Annotated in this window: 14 protein-coding genes; 10 read left to right on the top strand and 4 right to left on the bottom strand. The window is 65.6% G+C overall.

The annotated features are described in order from the left end of the window. Nucleotides 1-5 precede the first annotated feature (5 nt). The 6 genes from nuoL to ABCN56_RS16920 all read left to right on the top strand — a co-directional run bounded on the left by nuoL (nt 6) and on the right by ABCN56_RS16920 (nt 8,465). Nucleotides 6-2,171, top strand: a complete 2,166-nt coding sequence (nuoL, locus tag ABCN56_RS16945; RefSeq protein WP_343082016.1) for an NADH-quinone oxidoreductase subunit L — start codon at nt 6-8, stop codon at nt 2,169-2,171. 3 nt (nt 2,172-2,174) lie between these two features. Next, complete coding sequence (locus ABCN56_RS16940) at nt 2,175-3,713, top strand: NADH-quinone oxidoreductase subunit M (RefSeq protein ID WP_343082015.1); 1,539 nt, start codon at nt 2,175-2,177, stop codon at nt 3,711-3,713. A 12-nt stretch (nt 3,714-3,725) separates the two neighbouring features. Next, nucleotides 3,726-5,165, top strand: coding sequence for an NADH-quinone oxidoreductase subunit NuoN (gene nuoN / locus ABCN56_RS16935; RefSeq protein WP_343082014.1), 1,440 nt, complete (start codon nt 3,726-3,728; stop codon nt 5,163-5,165). Then, a complete protein-coding gene (locus ABCN56_RS16930) occupies nt 5,155-5,928 on the top strand; it encodes a biotin--[acetyl-CoA-carboxylase] ligase (RefSeq protein WP_343082013.1) in 774 nt (257 codons plus the stop codon). Before nuoN ends, ABCN56_RS16930 begins: the two co-directional genes overlap by 11 nt. Before the next feature lie 66 nt (nt 5,929-5,994). Beyond that, nucleotides 5,995-6,774 carry a type III pantothenate kinase gene (locus ABCN56_RS16925; protein WP_343082012.1) on the top strand — a complete coding sequence of 260 codons (780 nt, stop codon included), beginning with the start codon at nt 5,995-5,997 and terminating at the stop codon, nt 6,772-6,774. Next, a complete protein-coding gene (locus tag ABCN56_RS16920; protein WP_343082011.1) occupies nt 6,771-8,465 on the top strand; it encodes a ribonuclease J in 1,695 nt (564 codons plus the stop codon). The genes ABCN56_RS16925 and ABCN56_RS16920 overlap by 4 nt, the downstream gene beginning before the upstream one ends. 78 nt (nt 8,466-8,543) lie before the next feature. On the opposite strand, the gene ABCN56_RS16915 is transcribed toward ABCN56_RS16920, so the two are convergent. Further along, nucleotides 8,544-10,052 (bottom strand): DEAD/DEAH box helicase, encoded by a 1,509-nt coding sequence (locus ABCN56_RS16915; RefSeq protein WP_343082010.1) that lies wholly within the window; start codon nt 10,050-10,052, stop codon nt 8,544-8,546. 273 nt (nt 10,053-10,325) lie between these two features. Between ABCN56_RS16915 and ABCN56_RS16910 the strand changes: the two genes are divergently transcribed. Then, nucleotides 10,326-10,541 (top strand): hypothetical protein, encoded by a 216-nt coding sequence (locus ABCN56_RS16910; protein ID WP_343082009.1) that lies wholly within the window; start codon nt 10,326-10,328, stop codon nt 10,539-10,541. A gap of 129 nt (nt 10,542-10,670) precedes the next feature. Next, nucleotides 10,671-11,096 (top strand): OsmC family peroxiredoxin, encoded by a 426-nt coding sequence (locus ABCN56_RS16905; RefSeq protein WP_343082008.1) that lies wholly within the window; start codon nt 10,671-10,673, stop codon nt 11,094-11,096. Nucleotides 11,097-11,105: 9 nt separating this feature from the next. On the opposite strand, the gene ABCN56_RS16900 is transcribed toward ABCN56_RS16905, so the two are convergent. From ABCN56_RS16900 to ABCN56_RS16890, 3 genes are all read right to left on the bottom strand, one after another. Further along, on the bottom strand, nt 11,106-12,713 hold the full coding sequence (locus ABCN56_RS16900; protein ID WP_343082007.1) for a peptide chain release factor 3: 1,608 nt from the start codon (nt 12,711-12,713) through the stop codon (nt 11,106-11,108). 35 nt (nt 12,714-12,748) lie between these two features. Further along, nucleotides 12,749-13,585: a universal stress protein gene (locus ABCN56_RS16895; RefSeq protein WP_343082006.1), complete on the bottom strand. Its 837-nt coding sequence runs from the start codon at nt 13,583-13,585 to the stop codon at nt 12,749-12,751. Between the two features lie 148 nt (nt 13,586-13,733). After that, on the bottom strand, nt 13,734-14,594 hold the full coding sequence (locus ABCN56_RS16890) for a Hint domain-containing protein (protein WP_343082005.1): 861 nt from the start codon (nt 14,592-14,594) through the stop codon (nt 13,734-13,736). A gap of 174 nt (nt 14,595-14,768) precedes the next feature. Between ABCN56_RS16890 and ABCN56_RS16885 the strand changes: the two genes are divergently transcribed. Both ABCN56_RS16885 and ABCN56_RS16880 read left to right on the top strand, forming a co-directional pair. After that, nucleotides 14,769-15,548 carry an SDR family oxidoreductase gene (locus ABCN56_RS16885; RefSeq protein ID WP_343082004.1) on the top strand — a complete coding sequence of 260 codons (780 nt, stop codon included), beginning with the start codon at nt 14,769-14,771 and terminating at the stop codon, nt 15,546-15,548. A gap of 100 nt (nt 15,549-15,648) precedes the next feature. After that, nucleotides 15,649-16,740 (top strand): ABC transporter ATP-binding protein, encoded by a 1,092-nt coding sequence (locus tag ABCN56_RS16880; RefSeq protein ID WP_343082003.1) that lies wholly within the window; start codon nt 15,649-15,651, stop codon nt 16,738-16,740. The last annotated feature ends 135 nt before the right edge of the window (nt 16,741-16,875 follow it).

Here is a 16,875-nt window from a genome sequence, read left to right as displayed (position 1 = left end):
GCGCGATGGAAACGATCATTCTCTTCGCGCCGCTTCTCGGCGCCATCATCGCGGGCTTCGGCTGGCGTCTGATCGGCGAAAAGGGCGCCATGGCGGTCACGACGGGCCTCCTGTTCTTCGTTTGCCTCCTGTCCTGGATCACTTTCCTTGGCTTCGATGGCGAAACGCGGCACATCCACGTCCTCGACTTCATCCAGTCCGGCACGCTCGACACCTCCTGGGCGATCCGCCTCGACCGGCTGACGGCGATCATGCTGGTCGTGGTCACGACTGTCTCGGCACTCGTGCACCTTTATTCCTGGGGCTACATGGCCCATGACGACAACTGGCACGAAGGTGAAAGCTACAAGCCGCGCTTCTTCGCCTACCTGTCGTTCTTCACCTTCGCGATGCTCGCGCTGGTGACGGCGGACAACCTCGTCCAGATGTTCTTCGGCTGGGAGGGCGTTGGCGTCGCCTCCTATCTCCTGATCGGTTTCTACTACCGCAAGCCTTCGGCGAACGCCGCGGCGATCAAGGCCTTCGTCGTGAACCGGGTCGGTGACTTCGGCTTCGCGCTGGGGATTTTCGGCCTGTTCTACCTGGTCGACTCGATCCAGATGGACGACGTGTTCGCCGCCGCGCCGACGCTTGCCGAGACGCAGCTTTCGTTCCTCTGGGCTGACTGGAACGCGGCCAACCTTCTCGCCTTCCTTCTCTTCGTGGGTGCGATGGGCAAGTCGGCGCAGCTTCTGCTGCACACCTGGCTTCCGGACGCGATGGAAGGCCCGACGCCGGTTTCGGCGCTGATCCACGCCGCCACGATGGTGACGGCGGGCGTGTTCCTCGTCTGCCGGATGTCGCCCCTCTTCGAATACGCGCCCGAGGCCAAGAGCTTCGTGATGTATATCGGCGCGGCGACGGCGTTCTTCGCGGCGACCGTGGGCCTCGTCCAGAACGACATCAAGCGCGTCATCGCCTATTCGACCTGTTCGCAACTCGGCTACATGTTCGTGGCGGCGGGCGCGGGCATCTACGGCGCGGCGATGTTCCACCTGTTCACGCACGCCTTCTTCAAGGCGATGCTGTTCCTCGGCGCTGGCTCGGTCATCCACGCGATGCACCACGAGCAGGACATGCGGAACTACGGCAACCTTCGCAAGAAAGTGCCTTACACCTTCTGGGCGATGATGATCGGCACGCTGGCGATCACCGGTGTCGGCATTCCGCTGACCTCGATCGGCTTCGCGGGCTTCCTGTCGAAGGACGCGATCGTCGAGTCGGCCTGGGGTTCGGGCAACGGCTTCGCCTTCTGGGCGCTCGTCATCGCCGCCTTGTTCACGAGCTTCTATTCCTGGCGGCTCATGTTCATGACGTTCTTCGGCGAAGAGCGCGGGGACCATCACGCGCACGAACATGCGCATGAGAGCCCGTGGGTCATGACGGTACCGCTCGGCGCCCTGGCTCTTGGCGCCGTGTTCGCCGGGATGCTGTGGTACAAGCCGTTCTTCGGCGATCACGACCGGATGACGACGTTCTTCGCGATGCCGCACCATGTCGCCGCAGAGGCGGAAGGCGGGCACGGCGAAGCGACCGAAGAGGCCGCCGCTACCCATGGGGCGACCGAGGCAACCGGTGAAACGGCAGCCGCGGACCACGGGACGGAAGCCTCCGGGGAAGGTCATGCGACGGCGCCGGCGGCAGAGGAAGGCCACGCGATGGCCGCGGCCGAGCATGCGCCGCAAGGGGCGATCTACATGTCCGAGGCCTCGAACACGGTTCTCGACGACGCGCACCACTCGCCTGTCTGGGTCAAGGTTTCGCCGTTCGTGGCCATGCTGATCGGGTTCTTCACCGCCTGGGTGTTCTACATCCGCGATCCGTCGATCCCGGGCCGCCTGGCCGCGCAGCAGCCGATGCTCTACCGGTTCCTGCTCAACAAGTGGTACTTCGACGAGATCTACGACGCGATCTTCGTCAAGCCCGCGCAGCGGCTTGGCCGCTTCCTGTGGAAGCGTGGCGACGGGACGGTGATCGATGGCTCGATCAACGGCGTGGCGATGGGCATAGTCCCCTTCTTCACCCGCCTCGCGGCGCGCGCGCAATCTGGCTACATCTTCACCTACGCCTTCGCGATGGTCATCGGCATTGCCGTCCTGTTGCTCTGGATGACGCTCTCGGGGGGGCGCTGAGACATGGAAAACCTCATTTCCATCATCACCTTCCTGCCCCTCGTGGCGGCGATCATCCTCGCGGTCTTCCTGCGGGGTGAGGACAAGGCGGCGCAGGCCAACGTCAAGTGGGCCGCGCTCTGGGTCACGTCGATCACCTTCCTCGTGTCGCTGGCCCTCCTTACCGGTTTCGAGCCGAAGGACACGGGGTTCCAGTTCGTCGAGGAGCGGGCGTGGATATTCGGCCTGACCTACAAGGTCGGCGTGGACGGGATCTCCATCCTCTTCGTGATGCTGACGACCTTCCTCATGCCGATCACGATCCTGTCCTGCTGGCACGTGACGACGCGGGTGAAGGAATACATGATCGCCTTCCTCGTGCTCGAGGGGCTCATGATCGGCGTCTTCGTGGCGCTGGACCTCGTGCTGTTCTACCTCTTCTTCGAGGCGGGCCTGATCCCGATGTTCCTGATCATCGGCATCTGGGGCGGCAAGGACCGGATCTACGCGGCGTTCAAGTTCTTCCTCTACACCTTCCTCGGATCGGTCCTGATGCTCGTCGCGATGATCGCGATGTACGTGGACGCGGGCACGACGGATATCCCGACGCTCCTTGCGCATGAGTTCGGTTCCGAGACGATCAGCCTGATGGGCTTCCAGATCGTGGGCGGCCTGCAAACGCTCCTGTGGCTGGCGTTCTTCGCGTCCTTCGCGGTCAAGATGCCGATGTGGCCCGTTCACACCTGGCTACCCGACGCGCACGTTCAGGCACCGACGGCCGGCTCTGTCGTGCTGGCGGCGATCCTCCTGAAGATGGGCGGCTACGGCTTCCTGCGCTTCTCGCTGCCGATGTTCCCGATCGCCTCCGACCTCCTGTCCGGCCTCGTCTTCTGGATGTCGGCGATCGCGATCGTCTACACCTCGCTCGTGGCGCTGGCGCAGGCCGACATGAAGAAGCTGATCGCCTATTCCTCGGTCGCGCACATGGGCTACGTGACGATGGGGATTTTCGCGGCGAACCAGCAGGGCGTCGATGGCGCGATCTTCCAGATGCTGTCGCACGGTTTCATCTCGGGCGCGCTCTTCCTTTGCGTCGGCGTGATCTACGACCGGATGCACACCCGCGAGATCGAGGCCTATGGCGGGCTCGTGAACCGGATGCCGGCCTATGCCCTCATCTTCATGTTCTTCACGATGGCGAACGTGGGCCTGCCGGGCACCTCGGGCTTCATCGGCGAATTCCTGACGCTCATGGGCATCTTCCAGGTCAACACCTGGGTCGCTGCCGTCGCCACATCGGGTGTGATCCTGTCGGCGGCCTACGCGCTCTGGCTCTACCGCCGGGTCGTCTTCGGCGAACTCATCAAGGAAAGCCTGAAGACCATCACCGACATGTCGCGGCGCGAGAAGGCGATCTTTGCGCCGCTGGTCGCGATGACGCTGATCCTTGGCGTCTATCCGAGCCTTGTCACGAATATCATCGGCCCCTCCGTCGGGGCTCTGGTGAGCGACTACCATGCCTCCATCCCGGCGCCAGACGCGCTCGCGATGGCTGGCCACTAAGGGGTGCCCGAGATGACCTCCGCCGATTTCTCCATCGTCCTGCCCGAGGTAATTCTGGCGCTCTACGCCATGGCCGCGCTGATCGGCGCGGTCTACGGGGGCAAGGACCTGTTGACCCGGATGATCACCTGGACAACGATCGCGGTCTTCGCCGCGGTCGCGGCCTGGATCGGTGTCTCGGGCGGGGGCGGCGAAACGGCCTTCGGTGGCATGTTCATCGACGACGCCTTCTCGCGCTTCGCCAAGGTCACGGTGCTCCTGTCGGCGGCCGCGGTCCTCGCGATGAGCGAGGACTACATGACCCGGCGCGGGCTGGCGCGGTTCGAGTATCCGCTTCTCGTCACGCTCGCGGTCGTGGGCATGATGGTCATGGTCTCTGCAGGCGACCTGATGACGCTCTACATGGGGCTCGAGCTTCAGTCGCTGTCCCTCTACGTCGTCGCCAGCCTTCGGCGCGACAGCGTGAAATCGACGGAGGCGGGCCTGAAATACTTCGTGCTGGGCGCGCTTTCCTCGGGCCTCCTGCTCTACGGCGCCTCGCTGACCTATGGCTTCACCGGGACAACGCTGTTCTCCGGAATCCTCGCGACGATCAATGCGGGCGAGATGTCCATCGGCCTCCTCTTCGGTCTCGTGTTCCTGATCACGGGTCTCGCCTTCAAGGTCTCCGCGGTGCCGTTCCACATGTGGACGCCCGATGTCTACGAAGGCTCGCCCACGCCGGTGACGGCCTTCTTCGCCACCGCGCCCAAGGTCGCGGCGATGGCTCTGTTCGCCCGCGTCGTTCATGGCGCGTTCGGCGCGGTTCCGGGCGATTGGGGCCAGATCATCGCGCTGCTCGCGGTCCTGTCGATGTTCCTCGGCGCCATCGCGGCGATCGGACAGAAGAACATCAAGCGCCTGATGGCCTATTCCTCGATCGCGCACATGGGCTTCGCGCTCATCGGCCTCGCGGCCGGGACGGCGGCCGGGGTCGAGGCGATGCTGCTCTACATGGTGGTCTACGTGACGATGAACGTCGGGACCTTCGCCTTCATCCTCGCGATGGAGAAGGACGGGAAGCCCGTGACCGATATCGACTCGCTGAATCTCTACGCGAAGCACGAGCCGATGCGCGCGCTCGCGATGCTCGTTCTCCTCTTCAGCCTCGCGGGCGTGCCGCCGATGCTCGGCTTCTTCGCCAAGTTCGGGGTGCTGCGCGCCGCCGTCCAGTCGGACATGACCCTGCTCGCCGTGGCTGGTGCGCTGGCCTCCGTGATCGGCGCCTTCTACTACCTCCGCATCGTCTACTACATGTACTTCGGCACGGAGCGGGAGCCTCTGGACGCGCGCATGCCCGCTCCGCAATGGCTGCTTCTCGTCGTTTCGGCGCTGGCGATGGTCGCGGGGGTCCTGAACTTCTTCGGGATCGAGGGCGCGGCGGTCGCGGCGGCGGAAGCTCTTGTCCGCTGAGGCGGCGGCCCCGTCCTGGGCCTGGCCCGAGGGCGTGGAGCGTCATGTCCTCGACGAGGTGGAAAGCACGAATGCCGAAGCACAGCGGCGCGCGCCGGGTCTTGCCGGCCCGGCGTGGATCCTGGCGCGGCGCCAGACAGCCGCGCGCGGTCGGCGCGGTCGCGCCTGGGCAAGCCCCGAGGGCAACTTCGCCGCGACGCTGGTGTTGCGCCCGAAAGGGACCCCGGCCGAGGCGGCGCTTCTGAGTTTTGTCGCGGCACTCGCGCTCCACGAGGCGCTCTCGACCCTGACGGGGCGGCCGGAGGCGCTTTCGCTCAAATGGCCCAACGACGTCCTTCTCAACGGCGGAAAGGTGTCGGGCATCCTTCTGGAAAGCCTCGGCTCCGGTGTATCGATAGCCCATCTTGCGATAGGCATCGGGGTCAACCTCGCCGCGGCGCCCGACGCTGCGGCCCTGGAAGCCGGTGCGATGAGACCCGTCTCGGTGCGGGGAGAGACGGGCATTTCGGTTTTGCCCGAGGAGTTCCTGGACTTCCTCGCCGCGGCCTTCGCACGCCATCAGCAGCAGTTCGAGACATACGGTTTCTCGCCGATCCGAACCGCCTGGCTCGCGCGCGCCGCGCGCCTTGGCGAGCGCATCACGGCACGCACCGGGAGCGAGACAATCGAGGGGATATTCGATAGCCTCGATCCGACCGGAGCACTGGTTCTGGCCACGTCGCAAGGACGCCGCGTCATTCCCGCGGCGGACGTCTTTTTCTGAGGGAGGGAGCGTGTCCGAGGGGATGGGAGGCCGGCTCCGGGACGGGATGCGCGAAAGGAACTGACCATGCTCCTCTGCATCGACTGCGGCAACACGAATACCGTGTTTTCGGTCTGGGACGGCACGCGCTTTCTCTGCACGCTCCGCGCCTCGACCGAACACCAGCGGACGGCGGACCAGTACTACGTCTGGCTCTCGACGCTGATGGAACACTACAACATCGAGATGAACATAACCGAGGTGATCATATCCTCGACGGTGCCGCGCGTGGTGTTCAACCTCCGCGTCCTTTGCAGCCGCTATTTCGATTGCCGCCCGCTGGTCGTGGGCAAGCCCGAATGCGCGCTTCCCGTGCCGCCGAGGGTCGATCAGGGCGCCACGGTGGGGCCCGACCGGCTGGTGAACACGGCCGCGGGTTTCGACCGGCACGGTGGCGACCTGATCCTCGTGGACTTCGGCACGGCGACGACCTTCGATGTCGTTGACATCGATGGGGCCTATATCGGCGGCGCGATCGCGCCGGGGGTGAACCTTTCCCTCGAAGCGCTGCACATGGCGGCGGCGGCGCTGCCGCATGTGGACATCACGATGCCCCAGACGGCGATCGGCACGAACACGGTGGCTTGCATGCAGTCGGGCGTCTACTGGGGCTATGTCGGGCTCGTCGAGGGGATCGTTCGCCAGATCCGCAAGGAACACGGACGGCAGATGAAAGTGATCGCCACAGGGGGCCTCGCGCCCCTTTTCGAACAGGGAACCGATGTCTTCGACAGCGTCGAGGATGATCTGACGATGCACGGGCTCGTACTCATCAACGAGTTCAACAAGAAACGGACGGACGGATGACGAAGGCGGGAAAGACGCGGGACAGGCTCATCTACCTGCCGCTCGGCGGGGCGGGCGAGATCGGGATGAACGCCTATGTCTACGGCTACGGGCCGGAGGGGGAGGAGCGTCTGATCCTCGTCGACATCGGCGTGACCTTCCCGGACATGGATACCTCTCCGGGGGTCGACCTGATCATGCCGGACGTGAGCTGGCTGGCCAAAAGGGCCGACCGGCTCGAGGCGATCGTCATCACGCACGCCCATGAGGACCACGTGGGCGCGCTCGGCCACCTCTGGTCGCGGCTGAAGGCGCCGGTCTACGCGCGCCCCTTCACGGCTGCCATTGCGGCCACGAAGATGGAGGAGGCGGGCCAGCCCGCCGAGGTGATCCGTGTCGTCGGGCCGCGCCCCGCCGTCGTGGAGGCCGGGCCGTTCAAGCTGCAGTTCCTGCCCGTCAGCCACTCGATCCCGGAATCCGCGGCGCTCATCATCGACACGCCGGCCGGACGGGTCCTGCACACGGGTGACTTCAAGCTCGACGGCAGCCCCGTCGTCGGCGAGCGCTTCGACGCTTCGGAGTGGCACCGGGTCGCCCGCGAAGGCAACGGAATCAAGGCGATGATCTGCGATTCCACGAACGTATTCTCGCCGCAGCCGGGCCGGTCGGAGGCCACGCTGGCCGCGCCCCTCGCCGCGCTCATCGCGAGCAAGGAGGGCATGGTTGTCGCCACGACCTTCGCCTCGAACGTCGCGCGGCTGAAAACGCTTGCCGAAGCCGGGCAGGCCGCGGGAAGGTCGATCTGCCTTCTCGGGCGCGCGATGCGCAAGATGGTCACCGCGGCGGTCGAGACGGGCGTGCTGACGGATTTCCCCAAGGTGATTTCGCCCGAGGATGCGGCCGACGTTTCGCGCGGGAACCTGATGCTGATCGTCACCGGCAGCCAGGGCGAGCGCCGCGCGGCGTCGGCGCAGCTTTCGCGCGGGAAATACCTCGGCCTCGAGATGAAGGAAGGGGACACTTTCCTGTTCTCCTCCAAGACGATCCCCGGAAACGAACGCGGAGTCATCCGGGTGATGAACGCCTATTCCGAGATGGGCGTCGAGATCGTCGACGACCGGGACGGGCTCTACCACGTGTCGGGCCATGCGAACCGTCCCGATCTGGAGGCTGTGCACGAGCTGATGAAGCCGGCGATGCTGATCCCGATGCATGGCGAGCACCGGCATCTGCGGGAACATGTCCGGATCGCGACCGAGAAGGGCATCGCGGCGGAGATCGCCACGAACGGCACGATGCTGGACCTCTCCGGCGACGCGCCGGAAGTCGTCGAGTATATCGAGGCGGGCCGGACCTACCTCGACGGCACCGTTCTGATCGGGGCTCTCGACGGCGTGGTGCGCGAGCGGATCCGGATGGCTCTGAACGGTCACGTCCTGGCGACCGTGATCCTCGACGAAGAGGAGGCCCCCCTCGGCGATGCCTGGGTGGAGATCATGGGCCTTCCGGAGAAGGGGCGTTCCGGCAAGGATCTGGCCGAAGCGATGGAGGCGGAACTGGGCGAGTTCCTAGAAAACGCCAGCGACCGTGTCCTTGGCGACGACGACAAGATGGACGACTCGATCCGGAGGATCGTGCGCCAGGTCGCCGTCGAGGAGATCGGCAAGAAGCCCGAGGTGACCGTGGTCGTCAGTCGGCTGTTCGTCGAGTAAGAGCTTAGCCGTAAAAGAAAAAGCCCCGGAGCTTTTCGGCTCCGGGGCGTTCTGTCTTCTAACCGTGACGCGGTCCGGTCAGGTGGATTCCTTCTGCGGGCTGCGGAAGCTGCGCGTCAGGAAGTCGGGAACGTGGTCGCCCATTCCGACGACCGGCGAGGTCTCGCGTTCCTTGCGATCGCGGCGCTCCTCGCGCGGTTCTTCGCGGCGTTCCTTGCGTGGCTCTTCCCGGCGCTCCTTGCGAGGCTCCTCCCGGCGTTCCCGCGGCTTGGTCTCGGCCTTGGGCGCCTCGTCGCGCGGCGCGACTTCCTCGACTGGCTTCGCCTCGGCCTCGGCGCGCTCATCCTTCTTGCCACGCCCGCGGCGCCGGTCGGATTTGCCGCCCTTGCGCTCTTCCTCTTTCCGGGGCGCGCGCTTCGCGGCATCGGACAGCTCGAATCCTTCGGGCGCTTCCGCGCGCGGGATCGGTTTCTTCACGAGCGCCTCGATCGCGTCCAGGTATTTCGCGTCCGCAGGCGTCGCCAGCGTGATCGCCACGCCCTTCCGGCCCGCGCGGCCGGTGCGGCCGATCCGGTGCACGTAGTCCTCGGAATGGGTCGGCACGTCGAAGTTGAAGACGTGGGAGACCGCCGGGATGTCGAGCCCGCGCGCCGCCACGTCGGAGGCAACGAGGAAACGCAGGCTGCCGTCGCGGAACCCGTCTAGCGTCTTCATCCGCTGGCTCTGGTCAAGGTCGCCATGGATTGGCGCGGCGTCGAAACCGTGAGCCTTCAGCGACTTCGCGAGGATGTCGACATCGGTCTTGCGGTTGCAGAAGAGGATCGCGTTGGTGCAGGCGTCACCTTCGGCGTTGATGATCGCGCGCAGGAGTTCGCGCTTCTGCTTTGCCGCCTGGTCCTTGCGCGTGGGCGTGAGTTCGATCAGCCGCTGCTCGATCGTTTCCGAGGTGGTGGCCTGACGCGCAACCTCGATCTTGACCGGGTTGTGCAGGAAAGTGTTGGTGATCCGCTCGATCTCCGGCGCCATCGTGGCCGAGAAGAAGAGCGTCTGCCGCGTGAAAGGTGTCAGCTGGAAGATCCGCTCGATATCCGGGATGAAGCCCATGTCGAGCATCCGGTCGGCCTCGTCCACGACCATGATCTGCACGCCGGTCAGAAGAAGCTTGCCGCGCTCGAAATGGTCGAGAAGCCGGCCGGGCGTCGCGATCAGCACGTCGACGCCGCGGTCAATCAGCTTGTCCTGCTCGGCGAAGCTCACGCCGCCGATCAGGAGCGCCTTGGTGAGCTTCGTGTGCTTCGCATAGATGTCGAAGTTCTCGGCGACCTGCGCGGCGAGTTCGCGCGTGGGTGCGAGGACGAGCGAGCGGGGCATCCGCGCGCGCGCCCGGCCACGGCCGAGAAGGGTGATCATCGGAAGGGTGAAGGAAGCGGTCTTGCCGGTGCCCGTCTGGGCGATGCCGAGCACGTCCTTGCCTTCGAGGGCGGGCGGGATGGCGCCAGCCTGGATCGGGGTGGGGGTTTCGTAGCCGGCTTCGGCAATTGCCTTGAGGACCCTAGGGTCCAGGGCGAGGTCAGAGAATTTGGTCATCAGCGTCCTGTCGTTGCGGCATCGGGCCGCAAGGTGAAGGGACGCATGTTATCGGGCGCCCCGGGATTGTTCCGCCGGATGCGGATGGGCGCGCATTACCGGAAAAGTCAAGCGCGGTCAATGTAGCGGGGCGGGCCCGAAGGCCTATGCGCCGCGATGCTGTTCATATGGACACGGGGAGGCAAGAGCGCAAGTGGATGCCGGCAGCGCTTAACTGCGCATTAAGGCCAGGGTGCGATCCTTTCAGCGTGTGATCCAGAAAGGATGAGTGCGATGATTCAGGTGACAATCCTTCTCGTGGCTCTTGCCGCCCTTGGCTTCTGGCCGCTGCGCCGCGCCCGCGACCGGCGCCGGCAGGCGGAACGCGTCAGCCGGCGTCTGGCCGAGGCCGTCAGGAACAGGGGAGCCGCGCATGGCGGGCGGCTTTTCCATCGCGAGGAGCAGCCCGTCGCGACGGTCGTTCCCTTCCTTCCGGTCAGGAAAGCCTGAGCCAGTCACCGTCGCGTCTCTTTGCCGTTCAAGTTCGCCTCGGCCGGATAGCGTTTCGTTGACTTGACCAAGGGCCGGTGATCCAATCGTGAGACGTCCTGAACGCGACAGGATACAGGGAGACGCAAGATGATCGCAAAGCATGGATCTGCCGTCTGGAACGGCAGCTTGAAACAGGGTGGCGGAACGGTATCGACGCAGAGCGGGGCGCTGTCTGGGCTCAGCTATACCCACGCCATGCGCTTCGGGGACGCGAAGGGAACGAACCCCGAGGAACTGATCGGCGCGGCCCATGCCGCCTGCTTCTCGATGTTCCTGGCCGCGCTGATGGGCGGGGAGGAAATCGTGCCCGACGCGATCGAGACGACCTCGACCATTTCGCTGGACGCCACGACCGAGGGCGGGCCGACCGTCAAGAAGGCGCATCTCGTGACAAGCGTGAGGGCCGCCGCGCCGGAGGCGAAGATCCGGGAACTCGCGGACAAGGCCAAGGCGGGCTGCCCGATCTCGAAGCTCCTGAACGCCGAGGTGACGATCGAGGTGAAGATCGGCTGACGCCGGTCTTCAGACCATCATTTCCTTCGTGGCCGAAAGCTTCAGTTCGGGGAAATCCCGCGCGATGCGGTCGATGTCCCACTGGAGGCGCGTCAGGTAGACCGTATCGCCGTCGTTGTCGGTGGCGATGTGGCCCTTGTTCGCGTTCACGAACTTGTCGAGGTCGGTTTTCGGCCCCGTCACCCAGCGTGCGGAAGTGAACTGCGTCGGCTCGAAGCGGACGGGGAGCGAATATTCCTGCTCGATCCGGCTTGCGAGAACGTCGAACTGAAGGGCGCCGACGACGCCGACGATGAAGCCCGAACCGATGGCGGGTTTGAAGACCTTGGCGGCGCCTTCCTCGGCGAATTGCATCAGTGCCTTGTCGAGGTGCTTGGCCTTCATCGGGTCAGCGGCCCGCACCGATTGCAGGAGTTCCGGCGCGAAGGAGGGGATGCCGGTGAAGCGCAGCGCCTCGCCCTCCGTCAGCGCGTCGCCGATGCGCAGCTGCCCGTGGTTCGGGATGCCGATGATGTCGCCTGCCCAGGCTTCCTCGGCCAGTTCCCGGTCGGCTGCAAGGAAAAGGACCGGGTTCGACACCGCCATCGGCTTCTTCGACCGGACGTGGAAAAGCTTCATGCCCCGTTCGAAATGTCCGGACGCCAGGCGGACGAAGGCCACCCGGTCGCGGTGCTTGGGGTCCATGTTCGCCTGTACCTTGAAGACGAATCCGGTCACGGCCTTTTCTTCGGGCCCGATGACGCGGTCCTCGGCGCGCTGGGGTTGCGGTTCGGGGCCGAATTCACCGATCCCTTCCATCAGTTCCTTCACGCCGAAGGAGTTGATGGCGGATCCGAACCAGATGGGCGTCATGTGGCCTTCGAGGAACGCCTGGCGGTCGAAGGCGGGCAATAGCTCCTTCGCCATTTCCAGTTCTTCGCGCAGCTTGGCGAGGAGGTCGGACGGAACGTGCTGGGCGAGCTTCGGATCGTCGAGCCCGGCGATCTTGATCGACTCCGCCACGCGGTTCCGGTCGGCTCGGTCCATGAGTTCCAGCCGGTCATGCAGGATGTCGTAGCAGCCGAGGAAATCGCGCCCCATGCCGATCGGCCAGGAGGCCGGCGTGACGTCGATGGCGAGGTTTTCCTGGATTTCGTCGATGATCTCGAACGTATCCCGGCTTTCGCGGTCCATCTTGTTGCAGAACGTCAGGATCGGCAGGTCGCGCAGGCGGCAGACCTCGAACAGCTTCCGCGTCTGGCTTTCCACGCCCTTCGCGCCGTCAATCACCATGATCGCGGCGTCTACCGCCGTCAGCGTGCGGTACGTATCTTCGGAGAAGTCCGAGTGGCCGGGCGTGTCAACGAGGTTGAAACGGTAGGTCTTGAAGTCGAAAGACATGGCCGAGGCCGAGACCGAGATGCCGCGGTCCTGTTCGAGCTTCATGAAGTCCGAACGAGTGCGCCGCGCTTCGCCCTTGGCGCGGACCTGTCCGGCCATCTGGATCGCGCCGCCGAACAGCAGGAACTTTTCGGTAAGCGTCGTCTTGCCCGCATCCGGGTGCGAGATGATGGCGAACGTGCGCCTCCGGGCGATTTCCGGCGGCAATGTCGGGCGGTTATGAGCGTGGTCCAGCATGCGCGCGATATAGGCGTGCGCGCCGGGAACCGCAATCACCGCTCGACGCGCGGAGGCGGAGGTGCGACCAGCACGTCGCAGGGCGGGTCGTGCAGAAGTCTCGTCGTGAAGCTTCCGAGGAAGTACCGCACGAGGCCCGCGCGCGCATGAGCCCCCGCAGCGATGAGGTCGGGCCGGTGTTCGGCTATCGCGGCGGAAATGACCTCGTTCAGCACGCCCGTGTCGATGGAGAATGTTCCGAGGCTTTCGGGGATCTTCTGCGCCTCGCGCCACTCGGTCAGCGCGGCTTCCGCCTCTGCCCTGAACTGCACGTCGCCACCGGCAGGGAGGAAACCGTCATAAGGGATGTGCAGGGCATGGACGCCGACGAGTTTCGCCTTCGGCGCGACTTTGTGAGCGGCCTTCATCGCGGCGGCGCAGGCGGGCGAGAAATCCACCGTGGCGAGGACAGTTTGGTAGGGTTTGGTGGCTGGATCGCGGACGAGGAGGACCGGGCAATTGGCAAGGCGGATGATCCGCTGCATCGTCGTGTCGCGGACGGTGTCGGCGAAGGGGCGGGGGCGATGGATTCCGAGGATGAGAAGGTCGGCCTTCTCCTCCCGAGCCAGTTCGGCAATGGTCTTGGAGGGCACGCCGAGCAGAACGCGCGTCTCGTAGTCCACCTTTCCCGAATCCGCGTCGGCTTCGCACAGACGGTCGAGTTCGGACACCATCTCGGCCGAGAGCCGGGCGGCGATCGCGTCAGGCAGCGTGTCGTCCACGACGGAAACGGCGATCAGACGCGCCCCGTGTTCGCGGGCCAGGCTGAAAGCACGGCGGAATGCGCGGTCGGCGCGAGCGGAGAGGTCTGTGGCGACGATATAGGTCTTCATCCTGTAATCCTCCTGGCCTTCGGATTCGTATGTTCCTGTATCGAGATTGGTGCCGCCTTGCGTCATGTCAAACCCGGGGCAATCCGCCTGGGTGGTAGACTGGAATTGTGCCGCCGCGATTCACCTGCCGGGCCTTGGCTGCAATTGGCTAGGCCGCCGTGATCGCCCGGCTTTCGCAGGGGATACCCTCTGCGTAGACGATCTCGTGCCGGTCGAAGACCAGGCTGAAGTATTCGACCAGACCGCCGTCCGTCAGGCACGCGGAGACGCCATCGACGAGTTGCCCGGCTGGCACGAGCCTGTTCGATGCGGGAATGCCGGGTCCTTCCGGTTGCGGGAGCAAGAGCCGGTGCCTCTGGCTGACGACGAGGTCGCCCGAATTGCCGAAGGCTCCGGCCGTAATCACGACGGGCGCGAAGTGGCCCCTAGCACGGAAAGTCGCCTTTCCGATCCAGCGCAGGGGCTGCGCGCCACGGTCGCGGGTCAGGACGAGGTCGCCCGGCTTCAGTCGCTCGATCGGCCGGGCCGTTCCGCCGGGCAGCGTGATCCTCGTTCCCGGCGCGATGCTGGCGCAGCTGATGTCGGAAAGCCGCATGTCGGGGCGAGGCGCCGAAACCTCCACCAGCCGATAGTCCTCCCCGGGCGCGATCGGGCAGAGCGGCAACGCGAAGACCTCGGCTCCCCAGGCGGGGCGCAGTACCAGGACATTCGCCCTCTGCCCGTCGGGCGCAACGAATGTGAGTTGGTCCGTGATCAGGAAGGCATCGCCGGGCGTCCCTGTCTCGGATCCCGCGTGGATGGGGAGGGTTGAACCGGTGCCGACTTCTCCGATCCGCAGAAGGAGCGGCTGGGCTTCGCAATCGAACCGGTAGATGTCACCCTTCTCGCAGGTCACCACGCCGCCGATCGGATCGCCCAGATTTGTGCCGGCGCTGACCCAGAGCGCCTCCGCGGGAAACACCCGCAGCCGCGCCGTCGGCGTCGCCGGGCCGCATCCACTTTCGGTCATCACCGGAGGTCTCGTGTCAAATCGCGCGTGGCCATAGCACCGCCACCTCGGATAATCACCACATATCAGGGGGTTCGGCTGAATTTCCGCGTGATCGTCCCGATGGCAAGCGCCGGCCTTCCCCACGAGCGATCAGGATGCTACGCCGGTCGTAGCCGAAAATGGGGAGTAGAGATGGATCTGGGCATCAAGGGCAAGCGGGCGCTGGTCTGCGCCTCTTCGAAGGGCCTCGGGCGCGGCTGCGCCGAGGCGCTGGCGGCGGCGGGCGTCGATCTCGTTCTGAACGCGCGTGGGGCCGAGGCACTTGCCGCGACGGCCGAGGAGCTCGCGGCGCGGCACGGGGTCAAGGCGACGCCGGTCGCGGCGGACATCACCACGGAGGCGGGGCGCGCCGAGGTTCTGGCGGCGGCGGGCGAGGTCGACATTCTCGTGACGAACGCTGGCGGGCCGCCGCCCGGAATCTGGAGCGACTGGAGCAGGGAGGACTTCCTCAGGGCGATCGACGCCAACATGCTGACGCCGATCGCGCTGATGCAGGCTTGCCTTCCGGGCATGATGGAGCGGGGCTGGGGACGCGTGGTCAATATCACCTCGCAGTCGGTGAAGGCGCCCATAGCGGCGCTCGGCCTGTCGAACACGGCCCGAACCGGTCTCACCGGCTTCGTCGCGGGCACTTCGCGGCAAGTGGCGCATCGCGGTGTGACGATCAACAACCTCCTGCCCGGCATTCATGCGACCGATCGGGCGGTGGCTCTGGACAGCGCCGTGGTCAAGGCAGAGGGGATCACGATGGAGGCAGCAGTGGCCCGCCGTTCCGCGACCATTCCAGTGGGCCGTTACGGGACACCGGAGGAATTCGGGGCGATGTGCGCCTTCCTCTGTTCGGTCCACGCGGGTTTCATCGTCGGGCAGAACATACTCTTGGATGGCGGCGCGCTGAATTCGACGCTCTGAGGATCGGAGCAGTGCCGCGCCCTGCTGCAACCGTCAGCACACTTGCAGCGCGACACCGGGGCTGCTATCCCCGCCTGAAACCCGATGGAAATGCTCAGAAATGCCTGAGGCTCCCCCGCCGCCGCGGCTGCAAGCCGAGAACCTGACCCGCCGTTTCGACGGTCGGACGGTCGTGGACGACGTGTCCTTCACGATCGAGCCGGGGCAGGTGACCTGCCTGCTCGGCCCTTCCGGCTGCGGGAAATCGACGACGCTGAGGATGATCGCTGGCGTGGACCGTCAGGACGAAGGCCGGATCCTCGTCGATGGCGAGACGGTCAGCGACGGCTACGCGAACGTGCCGCCGGAGCGGCGTGGCGTGGGCATGATGTTCCAGGACTTCGCGCTGTTTCCGCATCTGACGGTGGCCGAGAACGTGGGCTTCGGGCTTTCCCGTCGCTTCCCGGGCCGTGACAGGCGGATCGGCGAGTTGTTGGAGCGTGTCGCGCTTTCCGGCTTCGGGCCGAAATACCCCCACGAGCTCTCGGGCGGCGAACAGCAGCGCGTGGCCCTGGCGCGCGCGCTTGCGCCACGGCCACGGATACTGCTGATGGACGAACCCTTCTCGGGCCTCGACGAGCGGCTCAGGGACGGGATTCGCGACGATACGCTCGGCGTCCTGAAGGACGAGGGGGCGGCCGTCCTTCTTGTCACGCACGAGCCGCATGAGGCGATGCGCATGGCCGACGAGATCGCCCTGATGCGCGGTGGCCGGATCGTGCAGCAGGGCGCACCGTACAACATCTACAACGCTCCGGTGGACCGCGCCGCGGCGGCGTTCTTTTCGGACATAAACGTTCTTGGCGGGAAGGTGCGGGGGGCGCTGACCGACACGCCGTTCGGCGAGTTCCTGACGCCCGGCTTCGCGGACGGAACCGACGTCGAGATCGTCATCCGGCCGCAGCACCTCAAGATCGACTTCGATCGCGCGGGCAGGGGGCCGAACCCGACACCCGAGAACGGCACGCCCGCGCGGGGCGTCGTTACGCGCGCGCGCTTCATGGGACGCGAAAGCCTCGTCGAGTTCCGCATGGATTTCGGCGGCATGGAACTGAAGGCGACTGTGCCGGGCGTGTTCCTGCCGCGGCCGGGAACAGCCATGTGGCTGATGATCCGCCGCGACCGCTGTTTCGTCTTCCCGCGTGTCGGGTGACCGGGTGCGTCGGAGGCCATTTTCGTTGCGCGGAACATCGCCGTGCGGGCCCGGCGACGCGAAAATTCGGGAAATTGATTGGAATGGGGCTTGGTGCGAGCCGCCGGAACCAATAAATGAGAGGCGTAACTGAAC

It is taken from the genome of Ostreiculturibacter nitratireducens (genome assembly GCF_032670585.1).
Taxonomy (GTDB): domain Bacteria; phylum Pseudomonadota; class Alphaproteobacteria; order Rhodobacterales; family Rhodobacteraceae; genus Ostreiculturibacter; species Ostreiculturibacter nitratireducens.
This window is presented reverse-complemented; position numbering and strand designations above follow the sequence as displayed.

What these genes read in the sequence shown, in the direction of transcription:
- ABCN56_RS16910 (WP_343082009.1), top strand. Translation starts at nt 10,326, where the DNA reads ATGATTCAGGTGACAATCCTTCTCGTGGCTCTTGCCGCCCTTGGCTTC.
- ABCN56_RS16895 (WP_343082006.1), bottom strand. Translation starts at nt 13,585, where the DNA reads ATGAAGACCTATATCGTCGCCACAGACCTCTCCGCTCGCGCCGACCGC.
- nuoL (WP_343082016.1), top strand. Translation starts at nt 6, where the DNA reads ATGGAAACGATCATTCTCTTCGCGCCGCTTCTCGGCGCCATCATCGCG.
- ABCN56_RS16915 (WP_343082010.1), bottom strand. Translation starts at nt 10,052, where the DNA reads ATGACCAAATTCTCTGACCTCGCCCTGGACCCTAGGGTCCTCAAGGCA.
- ABCN56_RS16925 (WP_343082012.1), top strand. Translation starts at nt 5,995, where the DNA reads ATGCTCCTCTGCATCGACTGCGGCAACACGAATACCGTGTTTTCGGTC.
- ABCN56_RS16885 (WP_343082004.1), top strand. Translation starts at nt 14,769, where the DNA reads ATGGATCTGGGCATCAAGGGCAAGCGGGCGCTGGTCTGCGCCTCTTCG.
- ABCN56_RS16905 (WP_343082008.1), top strand. Translation starts at nt 10,671, where the DNA reads ATGATCGCAAAGCATGGATCTGCCGTCTGGAACGGCAGCTTGAAACAG.
- nuoN (WP_343082014.1), top strand. Translation starts at nt 3,726, where the DNA reads ATGACCTCCGCCGATTTCTCCATCGTCCTGCCCGAGGTAATTCTGGCG.
- ABCN56_RS16880 (WP_343082003.1), top strand. Translation starts at nt 15,649, where the DNA reads ATGCCTGAGGCTCCCCCGCCGCCGCGGCTGCAAGCCGAGAACCTGACC.
- ABCN56_RS16920 (WP_343082011.1), top strand. Translation starts at nt 6,771, where the DNA reads ATGACGAAGGCGGGAAAGACGCGGGACAGGCTCATCTACCTGCCGCTC.
- ABCN56_RS16940 (WP_343082015.1), top strand. Translation starts at nt 2,175, where the DNA reads ATGGAAAACCTCATTTCCATCATCACCTTCCTGCCCCTCGTGGCGGCG.
- ABCN56_RS16890 (WP_343082005.1), bottom strand. Translation starts at nt 14,594, where the DNA reads ATGACCGAAAGTGGATGCGGCCCGGCGACGCCGACGGCGCGGCTGCGG.
- ABCN56_RS16900 (WP_343082007.1), bottom strand. Translation starts at nt 12,713, where the DNA reads ATGCTGGACCACGCTCATAACCGCCCGACATTGCCGCCGGAAATCGCC.